This window comes from Spirosoma aerophilum, assembly GCF_054782495.1.
Map to the genome: position 1 here is coordinate 430,750 of NZ_BAAGSJ010000001.1, position 26,906 is coordinate 457,655.

Here is a 26,906-nt window from a genome sequence, read left to right on the forward strand (position 1 = left end):
TTTGTTTCCCTGGTACCCAAACAGCAAGAGAGCTGGGTACCAGGGAAATGGGTTTGCCTAGAAACGCTCGTATTCATACTGCAGTATGACACCCGGTGAAACCGCCCGGGTAGGCAACCCCTCCTCATTGAACTCATACTGGATCGAGTATACATCCCTGGGCTGAGCTGGGGAAGAGCTGCCAAACTGGTCAATCATCACCAACTTGAGCACATTGTTGCGGCTAAACCGACGCATATCACCCACCCCGGGCCCGATTAACCCGTAGAACGGATTAAGGCTACTATCATAGGTATAATCCAAGGCTACTTTATCCGAGTTAGTCGCCTGACTGACGGAGCGGATCATGTTGCCACTAGCGAACGTTTGCTCGTAGCGGGTGTCTCCCCCCGATTGGGGTGAACTATCAGTGAAGCGGATGGGCTGGTTCTGATCGTCCATCGCATAGGTCGATGTTTTGATCACCCGCAGCGGGGTGTACTGGCCATTGACCGTTGTCAGCAGTGACAGCGTGGCGCGCACCTGCCGCCCGGCATCATCGTAGCTGAATTCGGTCTGCTCACCCGTACTGTTGGATTGGGTGGTGTAGCTACTCCGGATGCGGGTGATTCGGTCGTTGGCATCGTAGGTGAACCGGGCCGTATCGCCCAGGTACACATACCCCGACTGCCGCCCTTGCTGATCATAGAGAAACTCAGTCGTACCGGGCAGGCCCGGGGAGGTGCTCAGGGTGCGTTTGAGCCGCAAGCGAGGCTGGTAGGGATCGTTGGCACGAGCCTGCCCCAGCCGCAGCAGTAGCGGCTGTTGGGTTGGTTGGGGATCAGCCGGAGGGTGATTCTGAGTGCAGGCACTAAGGCCCAGCAGCAGGCCTAGTTGCAGGCCGGTCCGGATACGCGTAGCGTGTACCATGATTTTCGGTATTTAGTTGAGTGAAAAATAAACCCGGTTAAGGGGGCTGAGATAAAAAAGGACAACGGCTTGTCTGCCATTTAGCGGCAGATTCTGGAGCCGGTCGGGGGGATAGACACCCCATACGCAGAAAGTGTTGCATTGACTGGGGTAAAATTTAGTATGTCAGCCCGCCTGGAAAAATGGCCCTGTTTACCCCGCTTAATCTCCTTTCGGTGGCGTTTTGGTCGGCTCTACATTATCAGACTTTTGGCAAAATCGACTACCGACCCATAGCTGGCTAAGAACCTGTTTAGCTCTTGTTTTTATACTCCTGAATTAACGGGTAGCGTAATAATGACTCTTTCAGCTCACCCTGGAGCGATCAAAGAGATTGGCATGAACCCGTATGCGGAGTGACTGACTGGCTGTTTTCGTACTTTACTTTCCAAAGTGCAACCACAAAATATCCAGAGAAGGCAAAACCACCTTTCCGAACAGCGAAATGTCCAGCACGGAAGTCTCGTTGAAAAGTTCGCAGGCAAGTGGGCACTCCCCTACCTGGAAAAGGAATCCCTCCTACACCAGCATAAAAAACGTACACTGGACGTCTCAGCAAACGGATTTGGACTTTTCAGAAAAGCCGTGCGAAGCCACGTGATCTAATTTTACCACATAAAAAATGAACAACTATGGCAAAGACAGTTTTGGTTACGGGCGCTTCGGCAGGAATTGGAAAAGCAACGGCTATTTTATTAGCCCAGAACGGGTACAACGTTTACGGGGCTGCACGCAGGACCGAGAAAATGAACGATCTCGTAAGTTACGGCATCAAGCCAATTGCGCTGGACGTAACGGCTGAGGAAAGCCTCGTTAATTGTGTGCAGCAAATTACCAAAGAAACCGGAACGATTGATATTCTGGTCAATAATGCGGGCTTCGGTTCGAGTGGTGCGGTGGAAGATCTATCCATGGCTGATGCACGGTACCAGTTAGACGTAAATTTGTTTGGTGCCATGCGATTGACTCAATTGGTACTGCCAAAAATGCGGGCAAACCAATGGGGTAAAATTGTGAATATTTCGTCCATAGGCGGCAAAGTTGCCTTTCCTCTGGCCGGTTGGTATCATGCCAGCAAGTTTGCGCTGGAAGCATTGAGCGACAGTTTACGAATGGAAGTAAACCATTTCGGAATTGATGTCATTGTCATCGAACCGGGTGGCATAAAATCAGAGTGGGCCGATATTTCCAATGAAAAAATGACAGCTGTCTCGGGCCATACAGCCTACAAAGACATGGTGGCCTCCACGCAGAAAGCCACCACGAACCTGGCACTCCCGGAACCAATTCTTATTGCAGAACTGATCAAAAAAGGCATTGAAGCGAAACGTCCTAAAACGCGATATGTCGGCGGCTATGGGGCAAAATCAATCCTTTTTCTACGGAAAATTTTGTCTGATTCCCTGTTCCAGAAGGTAATTTTAAGTCAAACAAAAGGATAATTACCGATGGGTACACAAAAGCAACCTCAGCAACATATCGTTTTGTATTCCAGTACCAAAGATGAATTCGGACACGACCCTTTTGTGTCCGAGCATTGGCTGGTACTGGTTGTTTCGGGTAGCTCAGACCTGTTTTCGCAGCAGGGCATTGTTTCACATCCGGCCGGAACGCTGGGCTTGATCAGAAAAAATCAGCTGGTAAAAGCGGTGAAGAGGGTTGGCGATACCCACACGTTTTCCTCCATCAGCATTTGTCTGGATCAAAAAACGCTACAGAAATTCAGCACAGACTTTGGTGTAGCAGCAGACAGTACGTACGTGGGTGAATCGAATGTGATCATGGATTTAAATCCATTTATGAAAAGCTTCTTTGATTCATTGATGCCCTATTTCGCGCAGCCCGAAAAACTGACCCCAGCCCTGGCGCAGATAAAAACTATGGAGGTCATTGAGTTATTATTGCGCAACGCGTCGCTAAAAAACTTTTTATTCGATTTCAGCGAACCGCATAAGCTGGATCTGGAAGCGTACATGAATCGACATTTTTCATATAACGTGCCCCTCGCCCAATTTGCGAAACTGACAGGCCGGAGCCTTTCGGCCTTCAAACGCGACTTTGCGCTCATCTTTCGATCAACACCTGAACGATGGCTGCAAAAAAAGAAGCTGGAAATGGCTTATTTTCTCATTGCACAAAAGAAGAAAAAACCATCAGAGGTTTATTTAGAAACCGGCTTTGAAAATCTTTCTCACTTTTCCATCGCGTTCAAAAAGGAGTATGGCGTAAATCCCTCCGTATTGTTACGCCATACCCGTGCTGCGACCCTGTCGGGCAACAGCTCATCTGCTGGTTAGTGTGAGTGAGGTAACAAACGCCGAGTCGATTTAGTGATCACGGGAAAGGCCAACGATGCGCCCTTGCTGATTCATAACCCTACGGCTGCACCCCGCTTGTTGCCACTTCGGAAGGCGTTTTTCCGAAGGTCTTTTTAAAAGCAAAGGAGAAATGAGACAAGTCTTCAAAACCAACTTCCAGATAGACCATACTTGGTTTCTGGTGCTGATGGCTGAGTTGAAAATACGCTTCGTCCAGTCGTTTCTTCAGTAGCCAGCTTCCGGGCGTCATGCCAAAGGTTTTTTTGAAATCCCGTTTGAACGTTGAAACGCTTCGTCCGGTCAGAAATGCAAATCGCTCCAGACGGATGTTGAACCGAAAATTTTGCTGCATATACGCTTCTAAATCAATTTTGTTTGGGATACTAAAATTGAAAAAGATGGAGGCCAATTCGGGTTGCGACCTTAACAGAATCAGCAAAAGTTCTTCCCGTTTTATATCGGCAAAGGTTTCGTCCAGCGCTGAATCGCTGGCGTAATACGGCTCCAGCGATTGGATATACTGTTTGAGGAATGAATTCTCGTTGACAAGCAGAAACGAATCCCCGTAGGTTGAGGGGCCTACCGCGTAAGCATGCCGTTCGGTAAAGCGTTTTAAGAATGGTTCATCCAACGTAATGATGATCTTGATAAACTGGTCATCTTCCTTGAACTTGGTATAGCGAATCAAATGATTTTTTCGGGCAATAAAGCAGTCGCCTGATTGCAGACTATACTGTTTTTTGCCGTCATACGCCTTCATGGATCCCTTGAGCAGGAACATGAAGTAATGGTCTGAAATAAACTGCTCCGGAGAAATTTCAGGCCCTAAATGACAGGAATGGATTTGATGGGTAGTCAATTTCTTGAACGCTGACGGTAACGCGTAACTTTACTTCGTAATCTCGCTGTCCAGGCTGGCCAAAATAGCCTCTTCTTTGCTTCGTGGGTACCAATTTAACATGTCTTTCGCTTTTTGATTCGACATATTTATGTAAAAGGTCGGATCAACAGGTTTCAGTTCAGCCATCATACCAGCATTTTGGGGGCGTTCTTTTCTAATAAGCCGGGCTACGTCATAAAAGCTAACCACACCATCAGAGGTCGCCAGAAAGCGTTGGTCTTTGGCTTCGGGTAGCAACATCGCTTTGATATGAATATCGGCCACGTCACGCACATCAACCACCCCAAAAGTAAATTGGGGGCTTTCGGTAACCGTACCGTCAACGAGCGCTTTGATCACTCCCTCATACGAAGCCGGGTAAATCCCGCCAATAACGGGACCAAAAATACCTACCGGATTGATAACCGTTAGTTCCAACCCCTCCCCCTGATTCCGAATAAAATCCCAGGCCGCTTTTTCTGCTATCGTTTTGGATTTGATGTAGGCTTGCACCGGGGCATTTTCATCGGTCCAGTCGCCCTCCGTAAACGTATGCCCCTGGGGATCAATGCTGTAGCCAATCGCTGCAAACGAAGAGGTCATCACTACCCGTTTGACCCCCGCTTTCCGGGCCGCTCTCAAGACCCTCAATGAACCCTCACGCGCCGGTATGATGAGTTCGTTCTCGTCTTCAGGCTGAACTAATGGAAAAGGGGAGGCTACGTGCAAAACGTAGGTGCATCCGTGGGCCGCTTCGTTCCAGCCCCCATCGGCATTGAGGTCAGCTTCCACATAGGACAATTTATCCAGTTCGACGATGCCGGATTCGTTCAGGGCATGAACGATAGCTTCTTGTTTAGCCAACGAACGTAGTGTCGTTTTGACGGTATAGCCTTCTTGGAGCAGCCTCAAAATCGTGTGAACCCCCACGAAACCAGTTCCCCCGGTCACCAATACGGTTTGATTAGTCATTGTTTCCTGTTTTAAATACAGGGCAAAATTGGGAGATAAACCGCTGGGGAGGTTTGTTGTAAAGGTCAAATTTTGTTTGTTGTGGAGGTCAACTATCAGTGAGGACGAACGAAAACATTGGTCAAATTCGAGGCTGGCGACACGCTAACCGTTTTACCGCTTTCCGGCGGGCAACGACACGGTATTTTCTCTACAGAAAATTAAATGCCCCTTAAGGTTGTTCCGCTTGCCCCAGACTCCAGAGTTGACTGATTACGCCAACCGCTGACCACCGCTCAGCTCCTCGCCGGGAAAAATCCGATTATTAGAAATTTCCAACTATAGTTTACAGACACACAAAAAAACAGTTTTGATCTGACTTAGCCATAAACTATGTATATACTAGTAGACTTAAATATATCTGTTATTATACATACATAATTTATGACTAATTAATATTACTATATATCTTTATAATTAAATTAGGATTTTATCTTTATATGACTCAACAACAACCTTATCGAACTGTATCCTACGAAGAAGCAAGTCTGGAGGTGCAGGAAATTTACGACCAGACCAAACGGGATCTCGGCTTACCCTTTGTACTGAACTGGTTTAAATGCCAAGGCAGCAATCCATTGTTACTTCGAGGAAACTGGGCAAAACTAAAAGCTACCCTGATCGAAGGCTCCGTCCCAAACATCATTAAGCAACTTATTATTTATAATGTATCCGCCCAGCGGGGATGTGAATACTGTGCCCAGGCGCACGCTGTCTTTGCCAATACTATGGGCAAGTCTTTTGGAGAGAATTTTATCATTACCCAGCACTTGGACTCGGAGCTAATCCCTCTTAGCTATCGGACGGCCGTGCAGGTGGTAACCCGGGCTGCCCTGCATTCGGCCTTAGTGACAGAGGCCGATTTTCAACGGCTGTTCGAGGCAGGCTTCAATGAAACCGAGATCCAGGAGCTCATGGCCCAGGCGGATCTGGTGAACATGCTCAACACCATTGCCGATATTTCGGGTATCAAAATCGATAACGAACTCCTTGAAATAGCCGGGTAAACTACGTGACAACCACTTTAGATTTCAAATACCGTATTATTTACGAAGCCCTCTCCCGGTTTTCAAGTGCTTTAAGTCGGTCTATGACTTTAGAGGAAATAAAACATTGTTTACAGTCACAGTTAAAGTACCTTTTTGACTACCAGTTGGTTCGTTTCTGCTTCTACCATACGGAGTCCTATACAGTCTACACACTGACACCCGGTCAATGCGTTCTAGAAGTGGGGGATACGTGTTTGCTGAGTGAATACGAACGGGTACTGAAAGTTCAGCAGGTCCCCCAGATCATAGAGGAACCAACCCTGATCGGCATCAGTTTAGCGGCCTTCCCGTTGCGACTCGCCACTCCACCATCCCAGGTCTGGGGATGGAATGTTGAGTTTGCTCCCCACTCCGGCCTGCTGGTATCGGTCGCATCAGGTCCTGCCCGCCAGTTTCAGCCCATGGACGTGCCTATTCTAAAGATTGCCCTGGAAAATCTGTATGCCAAGTTACTCGCTTTACGCCTTTTTGACGAATTGAGTGTCAGCAAAAAAGCGGTGGAAGATGCCTTATCCGGGGTTCAGCAAAAAAATGCGGAGATTGCCCGGCTGGTTACCCAACAGGAAGCCATCATCCAGCGTCGCACCCAGGAACTGACCACCAAAAATGCCCAGCTGGTAAACCTCTATCGAGAACACGCCCACACCATTCGTGAACCGGTTAGCCGTATTCTGGGCTTAACTTACTTAATGGAGGATTTGCCCTTGGATGAGCTCATCAATGAACTCATTCCGGCCCTGCTTACTACGTCAATGGAATTAGATGTAGCGTTGCGCGGGGTCGTTGACCGAATCGACGCCGAACTAATATCTTCCCCGGAAAATCTCCCCTTACCCTAGACATTCATGACACGTTCTATCATGCTGGTAGATGACAGTAGCATCTGTAACCTCATTATGCGCAAACAACTGAGTCGGTTGTCCATCCCGGTGATGATCCATGATTTTACTGATCCTTGCCTGGCCTTCAGCCAGTTAACTCAACTAAAGCCGAAGGTTGTTTTTTTGGACTTAAATATGCCTATGCTGGATGGTTGGGGCTTTCTAAGCCGAATGAAGGAAACAGGTCAAACCCATCAGGTAATCATTCTTACGTCCTCGACAAGTATACTGGATCGGTCACGTTGCGCGGAGTTTCCCAATGTCATTGCTTACTATACCAAACCGCTCACCCGCGAGATGCTCCATGAAATCCTGCCCATTTTACAGGCTTAACTGGTTTTGTAAGATAGGGATACGACTCTATCCCGCAGTCATATTCGCCATCGACTCAACGCTTCCTATCCAATCGAAATGAGCTCTTTTACTTGAAGAAGAGCTCTGATTTTGAATCAGATCGTTAGCGGAAGAAGACGTAGCTTTTTAGGAAACCGCTTTTATCTAAACACCGATCACGTTTGACTCTCAACGAATTATGAAAGGCCTTATTTTTACTCAGCTTCTAGATTTAGTGGAGCAGAAATATGATTATAAACTGGTTGACACCTTACTATTGAAGACCCATTTACCCTCGGGTGGCATTTACACCTCCGGTGGCACTTACCCTTGCAGTGAAATGGTCAATCTGATCGCGAACCTAAGCCAGCTTACACACACACCCGTAGCGGCTTTATTACGGGAATACGGACGATTTCTCTTCAGGACGTTTGTTACCCACTATCAGCACTTCCTCATAGCCGCCCCCGATGCCTTCTCTTTTCTTAGTTCGGTAGATGCGTACATTCATAATGAGGTGAAAAAGCTTTATCCCGAGGCTGAGCTACCCCAATTTTTCATTACCCGTCTCGACGAAAGAAGTTTACGGATGATTTACTGCTCCAGCCGGCAGCTAAGCGAGCTGGCCTACGGCTTAATTGAAGGGACGCTTGCTCATTATCAGGAAAAGGCTACAATCACTCACAAAGCGCTTCAGGAGGATGGCAGTCAAGTCGAGTTCCTCATCGTCAAACAAAGTAAGAGTTAGGCCGTATGCTGCTGGAAAATCTAGTCAGAATCCAGTATGAATACGCATCTTAATGATTCGTTAGGCTATAACCGGGCCACCGGAGCAGTCTTCCCTGGCATACGCTTTAAGGCAACTCTGTGGGGCCTGCCGAAGCAGTAGGGTCGCTCACATTTGTGAGTGATTGACGTTAGCTACAACAGGAAAGCCAACCTTGGAATAATATCAGGGCACAAACCTAAAGGCATACGACCTACCGCCTTACTGGCCGGAGAATACCTACCACCGGGGTCAGCATCTTCCGGCCGCCTGGCTAGCCAAGCCGGATGTGTTAGCCTTGGGTGTGCCCTCCTCAATGATGCCCTCCGGGATCAATTACTTACTGCATCCGGCCCATAGTGGCTATGACTCTGTACGGGTAATTGACGGGAAGCCTCTGATAATTGATCACCGCCTTTTGTCGAAGTAGTCAAGGCAACAGTCATTCTCTTTGTCTCAGGCAGGAGCCTTTCGAGAGACAATTAATTTATAATACCGGTCAAACGCTATCAGTCATTTACGTAGGCAGTCCGTACGCTTATTGAAAAATAGCAATGTTTACTTTATCGTTAATGAAGGTTAGTTTGAGTCGAACATGCGAGCACACTGTGTGACCGCTTTGTTTGGCTGGCATCCACAGGTTAGCAAACTGTAAAATGGTTTCTTTCAGAATACTTTGTTTTGAAACGCGACCCGCATCAACTCGCACATCTAGAATATTCGATTGTGGGGTCACAATAAACCGATAGGTTATCTGGCCATCCTTCAGCGGAAATTTCTTTGTTCTTAATTCGGCGGCCAGACTGTCTTCAAAAGCTTCTTTGGCTATTATCAAGGCAGGCAACTGCTCCACTACGGTGAATATTGGACCAGTACATTCTTGCTTGGGATCAGCAAACGAGGACTGAGCAAACAATTCGGTCGGTAGTATCATTAGCAGAAAAAGCAAATGTGTTTTCATAGTTGATAGACTTAGATCAGATTTTCAGGCTTTGTTATGGAAAGATACCACCCGGTGAGGAGTACGAGCAATTTATACTATTGAGGGGCAATAGCCAACGTGGGGCACCTGTGCGAGCGGAGCTAAATGGCCCCAACCGAACGTATTATTTATGACAATCATTGCTTGTACCCTATCAAGGCGCTTTACTGGAGAACTACCTATAAGAACGCTTAACTGGTCTGGTGCTTCTTATACCTAGTTCCCCCGTAACGAATAGCGATAATTTACGGACCTCGTTATTGAGCCCTCCGTTAAACGGGAATGTCTACCTGAGTAAACAGGTTATGCATGGGCCAGGCTGCCGATGCCATATTGGCTAAATCCGGATATAAGTCCGGGGCTCCGATCTCATTGCTGAAGATGACAAACCCCCATCCATCGGTACGGTACAAAATTCGTGTTGACACCCCGGGCATACCTCCCCCATGCTGATATCCCCTAACCCCATTGGCTTCGATCCACGAATCCCAGCCATTGGCGTAATTAGGCATATCGACACTACTGGCTTTTTTGTAAAGTGCCGTCGGTATAGTCAGCATAGCCTCGAGCGTTGGTTGGTCAAGCAGCGGATTATTGGGTGTCATCAAACTGGCCAGTACTTTGGCGTAATCGACGGGGGCCATGCACCACCCCCCGAAGGCATCAAAAAGAGCGTAATCTTCGCCCCCATAAGGTAGCGGTACCAGTGGCCGGGCACCCTGAGGATTCCCTGCTACGGCACTGGGATAAATCCGTAAATCATCCCAGGGGGCTGCTGAGTCATGGTGGCGAACGGAGCCCGTGTGCTGGGCCGACTGAGCGACGGGCGTTCGGTGTGGTCGTTTTAGACCCAGGGGCGAAAACACGCGCTGCTTTACGGCGTCATCGTAAGCTATCCCCACTTTTTTCTCAATGATCATTCCCAGCAGCAGGTAGCCCAGATTACTATATTCCTGTTGCGTAGCAGGCGAAAACTGGAGGGGCAGCGAGGCTTTGTAACTGGCGAGCTGTTGCTTGGTGAGGGGCAGACTGGTCAGGTTGTACGCCTTACTAATGTCTTCAAGGGGTGGCAGGTCGCTTACCTTACTTCGATCCCAGCCACCCAGATGGTTTAAGAGATGCTGCACCGTAATGGTTTTAAAGTCAGCATGAATGCTCATGCCTGGTGGCGGAGTCAAGTTCAGGATAGACTGAACGGTATCGGTCAGGGCCAGTTTTTTTTGCTGAATAAGCTGAAAAATGGCCAGCGAGGTGAGGGGTTTGGTGCAACTGGCAATCCGAAAAACGGAGGTAGGTTGCGTCAGGGGGTAATCGGCTTCGGCCCAGGTGTAGCCACGGGCAAAAACCAGCCGTCCGTCCTTGACCACCGCCACCCCAATGGCGCGGGTACCATTTTCAACCATAAAGTTCCGAATGTTGGTATCGATAAAACTCATGGACGGCACGGCGGTTCCGGTAGCCGTAAACGAGCGGGCGAGAGGTGTGTCGCGGGTAGCAAAAAGCGCGGCAAAACGAGTACTGGACCCACTTCCCCCCGCTTGTACGCAGACAGGGAATAATCCCTTAGCAGTATTTTCGTTAAACGCCTGCTGATACTGCTGGCTTGTCATATTGTGACGCGCCACCCAGCCGCCGATGCTATCTTCGCGGAATAGAGACAGATACGTAGCATCAGGAGCAACCGTTACAAAGCCCGGCCGTGCCCACTGTTGAACGTGTGCGTTGAAGCGGGCCTGATATCCGGTGGCATCTTCGCCCCACTGACCAGCCACACTCCACAGCACCCGACCGGGGTTAGGGTCCAGTACAAGCGTGAACCGGCGGTCGGCTGGAGTCCCATAGGTGGCTATCCAACGCGGAATCCGGTGGTCATCGTGAGCCTGTTTAAGCCAGTGCTCCAGGGTGTTAGGGTCGTCCACTGAGCCGGTGGTCAGGCCATATCGTGTCAGCGAAACACCCTGCTTTGACTGCTCCATGATAGCCGCAAAGACGGGATTATTGGCGGGCCCGGTAGCGGATAAAATGGTGGGACTAAATCCTTTGGCTGCCCAGCTATCAAAGAATTTTTGGAAATTGGCGGCTGTGGCCCCATGGATACCCGCAAAGGCGGGGCCGGGCCGTTGCACCCAGATGGCCGCATAAAGCGGATTGGCCCGGTCGCCGTATACACTGAGTGAGATCGGCCGGAAACCTTTCGGCACCAAGGTGTTCCATTGTTGTTGATGATCGATGTGTGATCGGTCGTGGTAAGCGACAAAAGGAAAAGCCATTAGCTGAAACGGGTTGGTTTATTGATCAAAATGGAATAAGGCACTTGAGTGCTTTCTGAAAATCAGAGCGGGGAAGTTGCCGGAACCCATTGTTGAGTCGATAAATCCGCAGATGACGCAAACAGGACCAGCGTTTTTTTTCACTAAGTCGCTAGGTTTGATAGGTAATATCCTTTGTCAGGGTTGCCCCCCTTTCGTTAACGTTCCGCTTACGGGTGCTCAAGGGGCCATAACTGGGCTTGCTTTACTAGTTACAACTAGCTCAACACCAGTCTGTTCAGAAGAATATCATAGATAATTTAGTCTATTGGGGCGTAAGCTAAACGAGTGCGTTATAGCATTATCAAGCAGCTGGTTTATATATTTCCCGAAGAGAATAGTTTTGTGTTTGGAAGCGGATTGTGAGACAGTTTTTTCAATACCTGTCCAATGCCATTAATAGTATAGGCAGAGTGCGAAACCGGGTATTCATCACCTTTACCAGGACTGTAGCCAAAAATCCTGTCATTAAAAAGCCGCACCCGTAAGAACGGAGTGCGGCTTTCTATGAAAGTCTGTGGGTTGAAGGGAAGCGGGTTGATCGTTGGCTATTTCAGCTGGATACCCTGCGCTTTCATCTGCTTTTCCAACGCAGCGTGGTTGGCCAAAAACTGCTCGTGTTGCTGCTCCGTGCGCTCTGTACCCATACTTTCTAATTGTTGCCGGAGCTCACTGGCGGATAGATCGGCTGCGTAGCAGGGTGTGCCGGGCTGTTGGCGCCACGATTCATGTAGACGACCATTGTCCACCGCATCAAAGCCCAGTTCCTCCACCAGCGCCATTACTTTTTGCTTGGCAGCGGGGTCATCGCCGGCCACCGGCAGACTGATACGGCCGGGTGTGCCGATAGGCTGTCCCAATTTTTCAAGATGGTCGGCCAGGATATTGTTAAACACCTTTATGACAGGTCGGCCAAGGTGCTGCTGTACCCATTCGCTTTCGGTCAGTTCACCCTGCTCCAGTTCGGTGATGTGTCCATCCCGCAGCAGGGGGTAGTAGTTGCTGGTATCAATGACGGGCACCTCAGCGGGTACCCCCTCGAACAAGTCTTTGGGTAGATCGGGAATATTTTTCAGGGGAATGGTCACCACGATGATTTCGCCGTAGTGAGCCGCTTCCCGGGCTGTAACGGGAGTAGCACCGGTTTTCTGGGCCACCTCCCCCAACGTTTCAGGGCCACGCGAGTTGGCAATTACCACTGAATGGCCGAGGCTCGTGAGCCGAACGGCAAGGGCGCTGCCGATGAAGCCGGCGCCGATGATTCCTATTTTCATGATTAGTACCGGTAACGAGTTGTAAGTCTGTTCTTCACTTAACTCCCGATTTCAACTCTCCGGCAAGCGAATTGTTTAGCCACGCTCAGTTGGGAGCTACCGTCAAGCCCTATCCTTCTGGGCGTATTTGATGGTTACCAAATCCTTATTTGACATCAACTGACTGCCTAAGCACGGAGAAAGTACGTCCGCATTCACCTCAGAAAGGTCCTTCCGCTATAATCCGGCATACAAGTGCTAACTCTTTTGAAGCAACTGACAGATTGAGATGGTCTACTAAATCGGCTACATGAACTTGTCTACTTTCGCAAGATCATGCAGCCTAAAAATAAATCCCTCAACCGGCGTAAAGACGACGCTCCCTTCAAGGCCGACGTGCTGGAGATGATTGCCAACGGCCAGAGCGGGCTTTATGTGGCGGGTTTTCTGTTGACAGTTAGTAAATGAGGTCGTCCCATTGAATGCCCCAATTAAGAGTACACAACGAGTGCGTTCAAGAGTTGCCTACCGGTTAAGGGGCAGTTGTTACCCTATGGCTTATATCGTAATATCAACCGGTTGTTAACAGTGTTCGCTATTCCTTCGTAAGTGATCCTGATCGGATACTGTGCCGTCAGGGCATCTTCATCCAACACCCGGATTCGATTGGCGTTCGGAATGAACACATAATCCTCATCGACTTGAAGCACTCGATCCCCCGAACTGAGCCGAACGGTCGTTTGATTAACCCCGAGAGGTAGACGGATTTCATTGCCTGATCGACTCTTGGATGGATAGAAAAATACAGTCGACCACTGCGTCTGCTTTGGGCTGCTATCAGCCGCCAGCTTGAAGTGATATCGCTGTTGAGCGGGAATCGAATCTAGCTTACTACTAAAGGTAGTTGAACGACCGAATGCCGACACACCTGAAAAGATGACTACGACTACGAAGGGTAAGGTGATTTTCATATCAAGAGTAAGCGCTATCACGTTTGGTAAATAAAGCGAAGCGTACGTTTTTGCGTTGAATAATCTTTTATGGAGTAATCAAAACAAAAAACTTCGGGCTAACTACTGGTTCAGAAAACGCCGTTTTTATGTGCTGACCTTCGTATCAATCTTGGCGCTGCACGATCTCAACTTGTTAACTCACACTTCCCCGTAGAATTTTCAGGGATACTGCTGAGGTCGTGAGGCAGTGATGGAGCCGTTTTGCCTTGTTGACGCTAAAAAGCCTTCGGTCAAGAACCGGAAGCTAAAGAGGGCTATCCCTACCGGTAACGTTTACGCCTATTGTCTGCCAACTCAGTTTTATTCATCGGCTTCAAGTCCCGTCTACACGCTCGTCTGCTTATTATCCACAAAGGGATAAATCAATGCTATTTTATCGGTGCCCCAACACGCCAATGGTGTTCCTGGTCAATGTAAAAGCCATGAGCCACCAGCGGTCTATGAATGATAGGTTCCCAACGGCTACCCCATTCGTCGAACACACCTGTGTTTGTCGTATCGCCGAAGGAACGGCGACAAATGATAGGCAGGCTGGCTCCAGAATAACATGCCCAATGGTAAAGGCACCTACTTTTTTGCTGACGACGGCAAAACTGAAGTAAACGTTAAACATGGTCAGCCCGTTCAGTAAAGTCCGAATTGGGCTGACCATATTCCAGGGAAGTTGGCAAAGTTGTCACTTCAAAAAGATCTCGTCATTGTCCGTCACGAACATCCGGGTGCTTTCCGTGTAGGTACCACCCGTTGGGGATTTATACTTCAGGTCGACGTAAAACGCCCGGAAACCGGACGCCGGATAGGAATCGGAGAGCGTCACGGTGCCCTGGCTCCTGACGCCCAGACTTTTGCCTACCCATTTCTCGTCCTGAAAAACCATATCCGTTGAATTGGCCGACCAGATGACAGCGTCTTCGAGCAGATCGGCCGTGGCTTTTACGGTCAGGTTCACCCCTGTTTTAGTGGTCGTAACAGTCCACTGACAGGCCGGGTAGGGCTGCCGGGTCAGCGTGGTCCCGAAAAACGCGTTCAGGGCTTCCAGCGCCTGCCGTTTATCGCCCAGATCGTGCCCCACGTTGGGAACGTAATGAATAAAATTCTGGCCCGGTATCTGACCAATGTAATGTTTCACGGCATCGACCGTCCAGTACTCATCATTAGTACCCATAATAAGCATTTTGGGCATGGTTAGCTTTTTACGGTACGAGTAAGGGTCGATCATCTGGTTGATGGCCATCCCTTCTTTGCTATGCACCGTTTGAGGAATACCAATTTTCACATAGTCTTCAATCTGTTCGCTATACTTGTTCCAGACCTTCATCTGGTAATCCAGATTGACCGGCATGTTCAGGATATCGATAACCATGGGGGCGATAGCCACAACCCGTTTGTCGCTGGCCCCCGTGAGCCAGGTGGTCCAGCCCCGCTTTGACGCCCCCGACACAACGAAGCGGTTCACATCTTTATGCAAGGTCTGTTTGGCCAGTTCCTGCACGGCGTCCATAGCCCGAACAGCACTCTTGGTCATCGGGAACAGCAGCGGCCAGGAGTAATCCCCGTCTTTTTTAAACTGAAACAAGGTATACGTAATCAGGGCATCTTCGGTCAGGTTATCATACAGGGGCTGATTTGGCGTTTGCCGAAGTACGGCAACGATGGCCCTGTTTTTCGTAGCCAGCGTACTCATAGCCCGGTTGAACCCGTCTTCGCGGCCGTTCCATCTGGGTTCACCTTCTTTGAGCGAACCGCCCGTAATGAACAACAGCGCCCCGTCCTGATTGACTTCCTTTGGCACCATCACGGTTAACTGGTGCTTCCAGATGTGCTCACGCCATGTCTGGGAGGTAAGCATCACCTCATAGGCCGTAATGTCGCCGTAGGTATAGGTATCTTTCACCTCCCACTTAAATGACTTGTCGCCGTTGTTGAGATAGCTTTCCAGCGCGGTGGCGGGTGTAATGCCAGCGGCAGGTTTGGGCAGGTCGAAGGAGAAAAGTGCGCTGACACACAGCAGGCCGACGAGGACAAGGGTTTTGAATCGATTTAGTTTCATGGCATAAAAGGTTCTCCCCCTTTTCAGGAGCAAGAGTCAGGGTTTAGGAAATTAGTCAGGAATACAAATTGGTCATGCTGTACAACGGACGGGGCCGCTCGTTGTACAGCATGACACAAGTTAATCAGTGTAAGCCTTTTACGCTATTTATGGCCATCTGCCTTTGGCGATCCGGCAATTAATTTCAGGGCTTCGTCCATGTAAATCTCAGCCGTGTTTTCGCCCAGGCTGGTCCGGCTGATGTACTCGTACCGTTTAAAGCTATTGAAGTCTACTTTCGTGAGCATATACCCAAAGGCGTCGTTCGTCAGACCAAATAATAAAGGCACGCCAGCGTGCATGTGTCGTTTTAGGTAATACCCGATGTTTGGCAGGGCTTCGCCGGGGATGGTCAGTATCTGCGCAGTGCCGATGTTGAGGAGGTTCACCTGAGCCACCACTTTATCCCCGGCGGCAATGGGGTACTTCAACGGTGAGTTCCTGACAATGTATTTCATCATCTCCGACTCGATGGGAAACGAAACATTGCGCGTGGCACAGAATAAGGTGGGGCTCGCTTGTGGTTCAGCGGGAGTGATAATGCGCAGGGCTTCGTCGGCCAGCAGTTCGCCAATTCGGGTACATTCCTCCCAGGTGTTGGCTTCTTTACCGTTCTCCCGCCGGTTGTCGGCGGTGACCATGCCACCCTGAGCGCCGTTCATGAAGAGAGCCACGCCCCCGGCCTTCGACTCAATTCGCTGGCAAAGCGGGCCACACAGATCCGGACTGAGAATGCCCCGGTCCGAGCCGATCACCTCCGGGTGAATGGCGTAATTGACCAGCGTTACAATGGGGTTTCCGGCATTTTTTCCGGAGGTGGCAATGGCCTGTATAACCCCGCAGCGAGGGTCATACAACGCCGGAGCGTAATAGTTGTAGGCGATTTGTCCGTTGGCATCGCCAACGGCAATTTTCAATGTTGCCGGGCTTGCCGTTGCTAAGGCTTCGTTGACGGCATCGGCAATGGCGTGCACGCATTTGTCCAGATACGGCAGGTCGGCAAACGACTCACCTTTCTCGTTCGGAAAACCATACGCGTCGGGCCCGCTATGCGTATGGGTAGCGCCAATGAGAATATTTTCGGGAGGAATTCCCTTGATAAGTACTCTCGATTTATTCCCCAATACCGACGGCCAGCCCAGGTTATCGACGCTGACGATGGCAACGCGTGTACCTGCCCGTTCAAAAACGCAGGCCCGGACATATAACTCCCCTTTTGTTTCGACCGCTTTTTTGGGTGTACCGATTCCGCCGGAAACGGGCAGTAACGGATTGGGCGTAATCAGCCGAACGGCGGCCCCCGCCCTGAAGACCTGGCCGGAAACGGAAACGACCGTCAGGCCGAAACCTATAAGCGCAAAAACGATTTTTTTCATATAGGCTAAAGCATTCGATATTGAAGCTGTTCAGGGTCCTCTTTTCCATCTTGCTTTCCCCCTGAATCCCGGCCTGCTGTCTCGTACAATAAAGAAAAACTACCCGGGTTTACCGGTTCCCTGGACCAGCCAGGGTCGCCACCTGACCTGCCGGCAATTAAGTAACAGGGAAGTCGAGCTTTTCGCGCAGGAGCTGCCTGGCCTTTACGAGTTGATTTTTGACAGTATTTTTTGAAATACGCATCATTACGGCAATCTCCTGATAGGATTTCCCCCCTTCTACATTCAGCAGCAAAATTATTTTTCGCTTTTCGGAAAGTGAGTTGATCGCAGCGTCAAGCAACCGAAGCCGGGCTTCCTGATCGTCGGGCTCCTCCTGAACGTTCTGCATCTGTTCCATGTACCGTTGCCGGAGCAGCTGGCTTTTTTCAACCTGCTTCAGGTAGTCGAAAGCCATGTTCCGAAGGCAGGTAAACAAATAGGAACTGAAATTCAGGGTTGGTTTGATGTGAATACGTCGCTCCCAGATTTTTATAAACACATCATGGATCATATTCTCGGCCTCCTCCCGATCTTTTACCAGATAAATGCAGAATTTGAGCGCCGGCGCACGATAGTGCCGATAGAGCTTTGCGAAAGCAGCCTGGTCACCCTGAATGACACGGCCGAGGATGGACTCAATGGAATAATTACTAGTCATAAAGGAGGACGTGAAGGCTAAACTTTTCCGGTATAATCCCGACAGACATCCGACAGCCCGGACATATGTCAAACAATTCGAATACAATCAAATAGCAAGGATCCACCGGCACGCCACCTCCCCTCAACCAAATATCATTTGGCTCATTGCTTATCTTCGGAACAAATATAGAGCACGATATTTCAATTAATCTTCGCACTTCGCGTATTGATACCTTCTGTTTACGCAAACGGCTACAATTTCACAAATACATCATGTAAATCAACCACCGTTTACCTTAGTCGCTTAGTATCAGTCTATTATTTAACCTGGATGTTGATGCTGCCAGTACTTACAGAACAGGTTGTTCTTCGTTGATTCAGGTGTAGATTAAGTCGTCCTTCATCGGGCTAGTGAAAATTACCTGCTTGCGGATAGCCCGATGAGATCGCTAAGGCGTATATCAACTGTCTAGTATAACCGACTGCCCTATTCTTATGCAAAACCACTTTTTCACGCTCATTTTTGCCGCTTTCCTTACCATCCTCTCTCCCGGCCAACATTTGTTCGCCCAGTCGTCGATTTACCAGGACAAACCGTATGCACAACCCTACAGCGTCAAATACTATTCGGAGAAAACAACCGGCAAACTTACGAGTCTGGCCTGCGACCGAAACGGCGTTATTCAGCTCATGGGTGCCGATGGGTTACTGCATCCACACGGCGGGCAGTTCCTCATTCCCGGCACCCTCCTGCCCGACCGCACGTATCGCCCGTTGCAGGATCGGAAACTGGCAGCAGTAGGCATTTATGACCAGCAACTCGTTTATCTCGACGATCAGGCTGTGCTGAGCAATGCCTGGGCCGGAAAACGCTACGCCCAGCACCAGTTGCCGCAGGCGCAGATTTTTACCGGGGGGGCTAACTTCACCTTCCTCGTTTCGGACGGGAAAACCCTGCATCTGGTGAGCGAAACATCGGTACTATGGAAAGGCAACCTGCCCGACGATCGGGTGGTTGGGATGCGCTATCAACCCACCACCGGCCTGTTCTGGATATTGGGCAAAAAGGGACTGTATACCCTTTCAGAAAAGGCCCATAAACTCGCTGACGTATTTCATGGGGAGAATTTCACCGCTTTCGACCTGACCAGCCAGGGCAAAAAAGTGGTCATTGGTACCACCGACGGCTACCTTGAATTCGACCCGCTCACCAAAACCCAGCTCGGGGCCATCCATCGGAAACTGCCCTGGACCGAACTCACGGCCGTGGCCGATATAAACGGGCAACTTTGGTTCGGCTCAACCAAAGGGGCCTTTTCCCTACGCCCGGATGGGAAGTTCAACTACTACAACGGCGAACGCTGGCTGCCGGGTAATGCGGTCACCCAAGTTGCCGCCGGACCCAAAAACAGCGTTCTGGTACTCACCACGGCAGGCATAGCCGAGCTGGCCACCAAATTCATGACCCTTCATGACAAAGCCGTTTTCTACGGACAACAGGTGCGGAGCCGACATATCCGGAATGGCTTCAATGCTTCGCTGGACGGGCTGGAAAAAGGGAACCTGGCAACGGGCTATCTGGCCGACTCAGACAATGACGGCTTGTGGACATCCATGTATCTGGCGGGAGAAATCTTCCGCTACGCCGTAACAAAGGAAAAAGACGCCCTGCAAAACTGCCGCGAATCGCTCGATGCCATGGAGCGGCTGTACACCATCAATCCTGTACCCGGCTTTCCGGCGCGGTCGTTTGAGCGGGCGGGCTACATCGCCCGGCTCAGCGACCCCGAACGATGGCAGCATTCGCCCCAGCCCGGCTGGGACTGGAAATCAACGACCAGCAGTGATGAAGTGATCGGGCATATTTTTGCCTTCGGGGCCATGGCCGAACTGATCGACGATAAGCCGATGCAACGCCGGGCCATTACCCTTATCGACACCGTCATGAGCCATATCCTGAGCCATAACCTGTACCTGATCGACTTCGACGGCAAGCCAACGCACTGGGGCAAATGGAACCCGGACTACGTCAACGCATTCCCCATTAATGTGGGCGACCGAAAGCTGAACTCATCCAACATAATCGCCATGCTTCAAACGGCGTACCAGTTTACCAAAAAGGAAAAGTACAAAAAGAAGGCCTTTGAGCTGATGCTGCAGCACGGCTATCTGGCGAATATGATGCGACCCATGCGGCTGATCGGGAAAGCGGCCGACGATGCCGATGAACACAGTAAGCATATGTCGGACGGCTGGAATCACTCCGACGATGAGATGTATTTTGTGGGCTACTGGGGCCTCTACCGCTATGCATTCAACGATACGCTGCGGGCAAACTACAAAAAGGCGATCCTCGACCACTGGGAAATTGAGCGACCCGAAAAAGATGGTGCCTGGAATATTTTCACGGCCCTTACCGGTACCAAATCCTTTGACCTCAACGAAGCTGCCTGGTACCTGAGAGAACACCCGCTCGACCTGATCGACTGGGAGATTCGCAACAGCCACCGGGAAGATCTTGAGAGGCTGGCCGACAACTTCCGGGGGCAAACCACCAAAGAAGTGCTCTCCCCCGCCGAACGGCCTATTCAACGGCACAATGGCAACACCTTTGCCCTGGACCACACACAGGGCAACGGCGCATCGGAGCACAGTGCGGGCGACATCTGGCTGCTCCCCTATTGGATGGGGCGCTACCTGGGCGTGATCAACGCGCCCGTGGGCCGGTAAGCTCACAATGAACTGTTTTGGGCTATACGTCCCACCCGCCGACCCCTTAACGACCGTTCATGCGCCTTATGACTACGCAATCGCCCATTCGGCGGTTCAGCAGCATTCTGCCCGGTGGCCTTGCCCTGTCCATTGCCTGTGGCATCCGGGGCAACTTCTATGGGGAGGCCTTTGCCGGATGCCTTGCGGCCATCGTCGGGGCCCTGCTGGCGGAGCGGGCCGACTGGCGGACGAGATCAATTCTTAAAAACGCAACGCACAGATGAAACGAATGCAGGAATGTCTCATGGCCGGCGGAATACCAGAAACGCTACAAACCCGACCAGCTGGAGGATTGCAATAAGCGTTTTAAGGCGTACAAAGCCCGCAAAAAGGTCAATAAAGATTTAGTAGTCGTCGATTCGTAAACATTTACGCCAGTTCTTCCTGCAATCGGGTGTAGTCAGTTAATAGACCGTCGATCTGCCGGGCAATTTCCGGTGTGAACGTGCCTACCTCCCGGCGGGTAAACGTGGTAAGGTCGAGTCCGCGCTGCTGCAGAAAGTACTTCGACGTAATGGGGTACACGTGGTGCATGACATCCATCTTGTCGATCAGAAACTGCTGCACACGGGCTACTTTTTCAGACTGGTCGGCGTTGTCGTAATGCTGACAAAGCCAGACGATCAACTCGGGAAAATAGTTGCCCTGAATGCACGAAAGCCCCGCCGAACCGGCCTTCAGCGACGCGACCGCATGGGCCATGTAGGCATCGTACAGGCCAAAGCCAGGGCGCGACGCCAGCCGAAGTTTCTCTTCGATCTGGTGAATATCGAGACAGGTATCTTTGTGGTAAATAACCCGGCCCGTGTCCACAAACAGTTTGAGATTCTCGGGGGAGATCAAGCGTTTATAAGGAACCGGGCATTCATAAAACCCAACCGGAATGGCTTCCGTACGGTCCAGCAACTGAAAAACGTGCTCGTTAAAAACAGCCTCCGAATCGGTTTCGTCGGCCAGCAAACCCGTTATCAGAATGACGGCATCGGTACCGGTGTCATGCACCTGTTTAACAAAATCGGCCTGTTGGTCAATCGGCCCGCCAAACGTACCCGTGGCCACCACCGGCACCGCCCCGTTCACCACCTTAATGACGTGGCGGATAAGCTGAAGCCGCTCCGACTCGCTCAGTTCGAACATCTCGCTCGACAGGCAATTGGCAAACATACCGGCGGCACCAGCCTCCAGGTAAAATTCGGTGAGCCGCGTCAGAGCGTCGAAATCAATGGCACCCGTATCGGTAAAGGGCGTGAGCATCACCGGAATGAAGCCCTTAGTCGCTGTTTTCATCGTACTTATTTAGCGATAGCAGCCGTCTGTTCGCTGGGCGTTGGACGGCCATTTTTTAGTCTCGTCAGGAGTATCCCGATCAGAAAAATAGTGAGCGTGCCCACCACGATAATCATGTTACTGTGCAGTGGATTACGCAGGTAGCCATACTCGGCGGGGAGGCTGCCGGAGAAGGTCATCCAGAGAATGACCAGCACGCCGATGACCGTAGCCGTCAGGGCTTCATGACTGCTGGTTCGCCGACTGATTAGCCCCAGCAGGAACAACCCCAGCATACCGGCGGCAAATATACCCGAAAGTGTCCACCAGGCATCCAGAATACTTTTTACCCCAATCATGGCCAGCCCCGCAGCCAGGCCCATTGCTCCAACCGCCACCGTAGCCAGATGCAGTAATGTCAACTGTTTCTTCGGACTGGGATTGGGGTTGATGTAGCGTTTGTAAATGTCTTCGGTAAAGACCGTCGCCGACGCGTTCATACCCGAGCTGATGGTGCTCATGGCCGCCGACAGAATGGCGGAGATAATCAGCCCCATCAGGCCGGGCGGCACGTTGGTCACCATAAAATGCGGCATCACTTTATCGCCATAGTCGGCGGGCTGCAGGGTGGCCACCAGCCGCGACACCTCGGCCGCCGACGCCGAAGCGGGTAACCGGTCCAGCGCCACTTTCTGCTTGATGGCGTCGATGAACTCGGGGTGAATCTGGTAATAGGCGAACAGGCAGGAGCCGATCACGAAAAAGAGCAGCGAAGCCGGTACATACAGCCACACGCAAAGCCAGAGCGATTTGGACGCTTCTTGGGCCGAGGCTGTGGTGTGGTAACGCTGGATGTAATTCTGGTCCATCCCAAAATTATTCAGGTTGATAAAGAACCCATACAGCAGCACCACCCAGAACGAGGACTGGGTAAAATCGGGCGAGAACGTCCCCAAACTGAACTTATCGTGCGTGGCCCCAATGTCGACAATGTGGGAAACGCCCCCCGGCATGGCCTGCACGATGAGGTACAGGATCAGCAACGCCCCAAACGTTTTGACGACAGCCTGCACCACCTCGGTCCAGATAACGGCTTCCATGCCCCCCAGAACGGTATAAATGATGATGCAAACGCCCATGACGACCATGATCATCTGCATGGAAAAGCCCGTCAGCGCCTGTAAGCTCAGGGCAATTCCGAGGAAGATCGAGCCCATCCGGGCCAGCTGCGTGAGCAGAAAACACACCACGGCATAGGTTCTGGCCCAAAGTCCAAAGCGGTGTTCAAGGTGTGTATAGGCCGATATTTCGCCCGTTTGCCGATAGAAAGGCACGAAAAAGCGGGAGGCCATGTAAGCCGCCAAGGGCATGGACAGGCTGAATACGAATGAATTCCAGTTACCGCCGAAGGCTTTCCCCGGCACACCCAGGAAGGTGTTGCTGCTCAGAAATGTGGCATAGATGGATAAGCCGGTCGCCCAACCCGGAATAAGCCCCGATGCTTTGGTAAACTGATCGGCGTTTTTGTTTTTCCGGGAAAAGTAAACGCCCACCAGCACCATCGCGACGAGGTAGGCGGCAATTACGGCCAAATCAAAAATGGGCAGGTTTTTCATGGAGGTCCTACAAGGTATCGGAGATGGTTAAGGATCAGGGTGTTGTTATGCGTAAGGAAAATTGGGGTGGGCCCCTACCCTACAGAAGTTCAAAGTTTTATAAAAATGCTTCTAAAAAGTAAAAAAGCACAGGCCCGGCAGTAGTATCTTTTGTACTGATTTAAGTAATATACAGGCTACTTAACCTGACTATTTATGCGTATTGGTTTTTATACCGCCCTCATTTTCCTCGTTGTTGCTGGCATTTCCGGCTGTCGGCAGGCACCCGCAACAGACAGCGAAGCGGGACGGCAACTGGTGATTTCCTGGGAGCTGGTCAGTAATTTTACGAATGTAAAGGACGGCTTCGAAGCCCGCTTTACGCTCACTAACAACAGCGACCAACCACTCACGGATGCCAACTGGGCGTTGTTCTTCAACATGGCGCCCCGCCAGATCATCACACCAAAAACACCCCAACCAGCTACGGTCCGGCACATTAACGGCGACTGGTATACGCTCGTCCCGACCAAAGGATTTACACTTAAACCGGGCGCATCGACCGAAATAAGCTACGAAGGTATCGAGGCCGTCACCAAACTTACCGATGGGCCACTGGGCCTGTATGTTGTGCGGTACGACAAGGCGGGCAAGGAAGAAAGCGTTGCCGAGATTGCCAACTACACCATCCGGCCGTTTACCCGAAAGGAGCAGGCGCTGCGGGGCGTCAATGATCTGGAATCTCGATACACCCCCGAGAACACCTACCGAAACAACCTGTCGGTTTCGCTGCTCCCGGCCGACCAACTCCAGAAAATCATTCCCTCACCCGTTAAACTGACTTCCGGCACGGAAACACTGGCCCTGGCCGCGTCCATGCCAATCTATGCCGAAAAAGGGCTCGAAAGCGAAGCGAATTTCCTCAAACAGAAACTGAAAGCCTTGACGGGTAAAGACATTTCGATAACAACAGGAACGCCACCGGCCACCGCTATTCTTCTGAAAACAGGCAGCGTGAGCGTTAACGGTACGACCAAGGAAGCGTACCGGCTGGGCATCGATGGAAACGGGGTTGCTATTACCGGAAGTGATGCCGCCGGGGTGTTTTACGGCATACAGAGTTTACTGGCCCTCCTGCCCAACGAAGCCTACCTGACGCCCACCGTCGATATAACGCTTCGCTATACCCAAATCGAGGATGCGCCCCGTTTCGCGTTTCGGGGGTTGCACCTGGATGTCAGCCGGAATTTCCAGACCAAAGAGACTATTCTGCGGATTCTCGACCTGCTGGCCTTTTACAAAGTCAACCAGTTCCTGTTCTATACCACCGAAGACGAAGGCTGGCGACTCGAAATCGACGGGCTCCCCGAACTGACCAACGTGGGTGCGCAACGGCAGCATACATCCGGCAAAGAAACGCCGGTGCTGCACCCGGCTTACGGCTCCGGCCCCAAGGCCTACGCCGATGGGAAGTACGGCAGCGGCTATTATACCAAAGCCGATTTTGTCGAAATCCTGAAATACGCGAAGGAACGGCACATCAACGTGATTCCCGAACTGAACTTTCCGGGGCACGCCCGGGCCGCCATCAAAGCCATGGAAGCCCGCTATGAACGGCTGATGAAGGAAGGCAACGAACGTGAAGCAAACGAATACCGGCTCATCGATCCCAACGACAAATCTGTCTACATGTCCGCACAGGGGTATACGGATAATGTGGTGAGCGTTGGGCAGGAATCCACCTATCGTTTCTACGAAAAAGTAGTGGACGAAATCGCCAAACTGTACAAAGAAGCCGGGGTGCCCATGGATGTTATACACGCCGGTGGCGACGAAGTACCGGAGGGGGCCTGGACGAAATCACCCATTGCCGCCAAACTGCTGAAGGCTAACCCGTCCATCGGTGACCCTAAAAACTTACAGGCTTATTTCTTCCAGAACCTGCTAAAACGGCTCAAAAAACGCAATCTGGAAGTCCACGGCTGGGAAGAAGTTGCCCTTACCAAATCGGCAGCGGGCGCGTATGTTCCCAACCCGGCCTTTGTGGGTCAAAAAGTTGTTCCGTACATCTGGAATAATCTTTTCGACCCCGATTTGGGCAACCGGCTGGCCAACGCCGGTTATCCGGTCGTGCTGTGTAACGTGTCGAACTTTTACTTCGACCTGGCCTATACCAACGACCCGCGCGAACCGGGCCTTTATTGGGCGGGCTACGTCGATACGCGCAATAGCTGGGCGTTTGCCCCCTTCGATATGTTTAAGACCACCCACAAAACGGCCATGGGTAAACCCCTCGACTTTACCGGTCTGGAACGGATGAAGCCCGAAGCCCGCAAAAACGTCCGTGGCCTTGAAGCTCAGCTCTGGAGCGAGACCGTTAAAGGCCGCGATATAGCGGAGTACTACATACTGCCCAAACTGATGGGGTTTGCCGAGAGTGCCTGGGCGCCAGAGCGACCCTGGGAAACCATCGAGAACCGAGCGGCCCGCGAAAAAGCCATCAGCGCGGGCTGGAACGTGTTTGCCAATACCCTCGCGCAGAAAGACCTGCCCCGGCTGGCCCGCATCAACGGAGGATATGCCTACCGCCTTCCACCGCCGGGGGCCCGCATCGACAACGGAAGGCTATTCGCCAATGTCGGGTTGCCGGGTCTGCTGATCCGCTACACCACCGATGGCTCCGAACCAACCAGCCAGTCGACCTTGTACAAGAATCCAGTGCCAGTAACGGGTACGGTGACACTGAAGAGTTTTGACAGCGCCGGGCGGTCGAGCCGGGCGGTAGTCGTTAGCCATACAAGTCTATAAAGGCACAGGATACAGCAAATGTCGGCAGAAAGGCATTCCCAAATATGCGGGGGAGCACAGCCTCTGACTAGTTGGCCGGATGCCACGTTTCCACCGGAGAACGCTGAACGTGTTCGGAAAACCGCGCAGGTGGGGGGAGTGAAGCAGGTTCCTTTGTCGAGACGGTCGCTCGAAATGCGTTTCCAGCAGATGATCGGCTACCCGATCTACAAGTACATCCAGAATTTACGCATCGAGAAATTCGCCAAAAAGCTACTCAAAACAGATCAGGCGGTGTCCGAGATTGCTATGGTTCTGAGGCTGAACGACACCCGGAATATTGCCCGTCAGTTCAAGCAGATCAAAGGGTGTACGCCCCTCAAATACCGGCATCGGTACCTGGCCGGAAAATAGCGGGAGGTTAGTATCCGAACATTTGCCGGATAACGTGTATAGACCATTGAAGTACTTGTGCAGTAGTAATCAACGTGAGTAATGGGTTGGCTCGATCAAAATTTAGCTTATATGTATAGCTAGTGGCTCTTTTTTTTAACCACAGAGGCACAAAGAGCACAGAGGTTGATGGGGGAAGAAAGT

At 51.1% G+C, this 26,906-nt stretch carries 23 protein-coding genes and 1 pseudogene; 11 read left to right on the forward strand and 13 right to left on the reverse strand.

All coding sequences use genetic code 11. From position 1 onward, the window contains the following. Nucleotides 1–57: 57 nt before the first annotated feature. Complete coding sequence (locus ACYVK4_RS01685; protein WP_461125752.1) at nt 58–909, reverse strand: hypothetical protein; 852 nt, start codon at nt 907–909, stop codon at nt 58–60. Nucleotides 910–1,580: 671 nt separating this feature from the next. On the opposite strand from ACYVK4_RS01685, the gene ACYVK4_RS01690 reads away from it, so the two are divergent. Further along, nucleotides 1,581–2,390, forward strand: a complete 810-nt coding sequence (locus tag ACYVK4_RS01690) for an oxidoreductase (RefSeq protein WP_461125753.1) — start codon at nt 1,581–1,583, stop codon at nt 2,388–2,390. 6 nt (nt 2,391–2,396) lie between these two features. After that, complete coding sequence (locus ACYVK4_RS01695) at nt 2,397–3,245, forward strand: helix-turn-helix domain-containing protein (RefSeq protein WP_461125754.1); 849 nt, start codon at nt 2,397–2,399, stop codon at nt 3,243–3,245. Between the two features lie 79 nt (nt 3,246–3,324). On the opposite strand, the gene ACYVK4_RS01700 is transcribed toward ACYVK4_RS01695, so the two are convergent. Together ACYVK4_RS01700 and ACYVK4_RS01705 are read right to left on the reverse strand one after the other, a co-directional pair. Next, a complete protein-coding gene (locus ACYVK4_RS01700; RefSeq protein ID WP_461125755.1) occupies nt 3,325–4,047 on the reverse strand; it encodes a helix-turn-helix transcriptional regulator in 723 nt (240 codons plus the stop codon). Between the two features lie 108 nt (nt 4,048–4,155). Further along, nucleotides 4,156–5,118, reverse strand: a complete 963-nt coding sequence (locus tag ACYVK4_RS01705) for an SDR family oxidoreductase (protein WP_461125756.1) — start codon at nt 5,116–5,118, stop codon at nt 4,156–4,158. A 479-nt stretch (nt 5,119–5,597) separates the two neighbouring features. Between ACYVK4_RS01705 and ACYVK4_RS01710 the strand changes: the two genes are divergently transcribed. The 4 genes from ACYVK4_RS01710 to ACYVK4_RS01725 all read left to right on the forward strand — a co-directional run bounded on the left by ACYVK4_RS01710 (nt 5,598) and on the right by ACYVK4_RS01725 (nt 8,168). Further along, entirely contained in the window at nt 5,598–6,164 is a 567-nt protein-coding gene (locus ACYVK4_RS01710) for a carboxymuconolactone decarboxylase family protein (protein WP_461125757.1), read from the forward strand. A 146-nt stretch (nt 6,165–6,310) separates the two neighbouring features. Further along, entirely contained in the window at nt 6,311–7,045 is a 735-nt protein-coding gene (locus tag ACYVK4_RS01715) for a hypothetical protein (RefSeq protein WP_461125758.1), read from the forward strand. Between the two features lie 6 nt (nt 7,046–7,051). Next, on the forward strand, nt 7,052–7,420 hold the full coding sequence (locus ACYVK4_RS01720; RefSeq protein WP_461125759.1) for a response regulator: 369 nt from the start codon (nt 7,052–7,054) through the stop codon (nt 7,418–7,420). A 199-nt stretch (nt 7,421–7,619) separates the two neighbouring features. After that, nucleotides 7,620–8,168, forward strand: coding sequence for a heme NO-binding domain-containing protein (locus tag ACYVK4_RS01725; RefSeq protein WP_461125760.1), 549 nt, complete (start codon nt 7,620–7,622; stop codon nt 8,166–8,168). A 556-nt stretch (nt 8,169–8,724) separates the two neighbouring features. On the opposite strand, the gene ACYVK4_RS01730 is transcribed toward ACYVK4_RS01725, so the two are convergent. From ACYVK4_RS01730 to ACYVK4_RS01740, 3 genes are all read right to left on the reverse strand, one after another. Next, nucleotides 8,725–9,147 (reverse strand): hypothetical protein, encoded by a 423-nt coding sequence (locus ACYVK4_RS01730; RefSeq protein WP_461125761.1) that lies wholly within the window; start codon nt 9,145–9,147, stop codon nt 8,725–8,727. Nucleotides 9,148–9,440: 293 nt separating this feature from the next. Beyond that, nucleotides 9,441–11,438: a serine hydrolase gene (locus tag ACYVK4_RS01735; protein WP_461125762.1), complete on the reverse strand. Its 1,998-nt coding sequence runs from the start codon at nt 11,436–11,438 to the stop codon at nt 9,441–9,443. A 587-nt stretch (nt 11,439–12,025) separates the two neighbouring features. Continuing rightward, the gene (locus tag ACYVK4_RS01740; RefSeq protein ID WP_461125763.1) at nt 12,026–12,751 is read right to left on the reverse strand and encodes an NADPH-dependent F420 reductase; all 726 of its coding nucleotides are present in this window, start codon (nt 12,749–12,751) and stop codon (nt 12,026–12,028) included. A gap of 315 nt (nt 12,752–13,066) precedes the next feature. Between ACYVK4_RS01740 and ACYVK4_RS01745 the strand changes: the two genes are divergently transcribed. After that, nucleotides 13,067–13,198 carry a hypothetical protein gene (locus ACYVK4_RS01745; RefSeq protein WP_461125764.1) on the forward strand — a complete coding sequence of 44 codons (132 nt, stop codon included), beginning with the start codon at nt 13,067–13,069 and terminating at the stop codon, nt 13,196–13,198. 83 nt (nt 13,199–13,281) lie between these two features. Here ACYVK4_RS01745 and ACYVK4_RS01750 read toward each other — a convergent pair whose 3' ends face one another. The 5 genes from ACYVK4_RS01750 to ACYVK4_RS01770 form a co-directional block, all read right to left on the reverse strand. After that, nucleotides 13,282–13,701: a hypothetical protein gene (locus tag ACYVK4_RS01750; protein WP_461125765.1), complete on the reverse strand. Its 420-nt coding sequence runs from the start codon at nt 13,699–13,701 to the stop codon at nt 13,282–13,284. Nucleotides 13,702–14,116: 415 nt separating this feature from the next. Beyond that, the gene (locus ACYVK4_RS01755; RefSeq protein WP_461125766.1) at nt 14,117–14,356 is read right to left on the reverse strand and encodes a hypothetical protein; all 240 of its coding nucleotides are present in this window, start codon (nt 14,354–14,356) and stop codon (nt 14,117–14,119) included. Between the two features lie 63 nt (nt 14,357–14,419). After that, nucleotides 14,420–15,793: a PhoPQ-activated pathogenicity-related family protein gene (locus tag ACYVK4_RS01760; protein ID WP_461125767.1), complete on the reverse strand. Its 1,374-nt coding sequence runs from the start codon at nt 15,791–15,793 to the stop codon at nt 14,420–14,422. A 143-nt stretch (nt 15,794–15,936) separates the two neighbouring features. Next, nucleotides 15,937–17,208: a hypothetical protein gene (locus ACYVK4_RS01765; RefSeq protein ID WP_461125768.1), complete on the reverse strand. Its 1,272-nt coding sequence runs from the start codon at nt 17,206–17,208 to the stop codon at nt 15,937–15,939. 157 nt (nt 17,209–17,365) lie between these two features. Continuing rightward, the gene (locus tag ACYVK4_RS01770; RefSeq protein ID WP_461125769.1) at nt 17,366–17,908 is read right to left on the reverse strand and encodes an RNA polymerase sigma factor; all 543 of its coding nucleotides are present in this window, start codon (nt 17,906–17,908) and stop codon (nt 17,366–17,368) included. A 476-nt stretch (nt 17,909–18,384) separates the two neighbouring features. Here ACYVK4_RS01770 and ACYVK4_RS01775 point away from each other — a divergent pair, with 476 nt between their 5' ends. Both ACYVK4_RS01775 and ACYVK4_RS01780 read left to right on the forward strand, forming a co-directional pair. Then, complete coding sequence (locus tag ACYVK4_RS01775; RefSeq protein ID WP_461125770.1) at nt 18,385–20,619, forward strand: hypothetical protein; 2,235 nt, start codon at nt 18,385–18,387, stop codon at nt 20,617–20,619. Between the two features lie 68 nt (nt 20,620–20,687). Next, on the forward strand, nt 20,688–20,885 hold the full coding sequence (locus ACYVK4_RS01780; protein WP_461125771.1) for a hypothetical protein: 198 nt from the start codon (nt 20,688–20,690) through the stop codon (nt 20,883–20,885). Nucleotides 20,886–21,030: 145 nt separating this feature from the next. Here the strand turns inward: ACYVK4_RS01780 and ACYVK4_RS01785 are convergent, their stop codons facing one another. Beyond that, a complete protein-coding gene (locus ACYVK4_RS01785; RefSeq protein ID WP_461125772.1) occupies nt 21,031–21,948 on the reverse strand; it encodes a dihydrodipicolinate synthase family protein in 918 nt (305 codons plus the stop codon). A gap of 5 nt (nt 21,949–21,953) precedes the next feature. Beyond that, nucleotides 21,954–23,543, reverse strand: coding sequence for a sodium:solute symporter family protein (locus tag ACYVK4_RS01790; RefSeq protein WP_461125773.1), 1,590 nt, complete (start codon nt 23,541–23,543; stop codon nt 21,954–21,956). Between the two features lie 195 nt (nt 23,544–23,738). Between ACYVK4_RS01790 and ACYVK4_RS01795 the strand changes: the two genes are divergently transcribed. Beyond that, nucleotides 23,739–26,330, forward strand: a complete 2,592-nt coding sequence (locus ACYVK4_RS01795; RefSeq protein WP_461125774.1) for a family 20 glycosylhydrolase — start codon at nt 23,739–23,741, stop codon at nt 26,328–26,330. 126 nt (nt 26,331–26,456) lie between these two features. Further along, nucleotides 26,457–26,723 (forward strand): annotated as a pseudogene (locus ACYVK4_RS01800) (helix-turn-helix domain-containing protein); the annotation flags it as partial. Nucleotides 26,724–26,906: the final 183 nt, after the last annotated feature.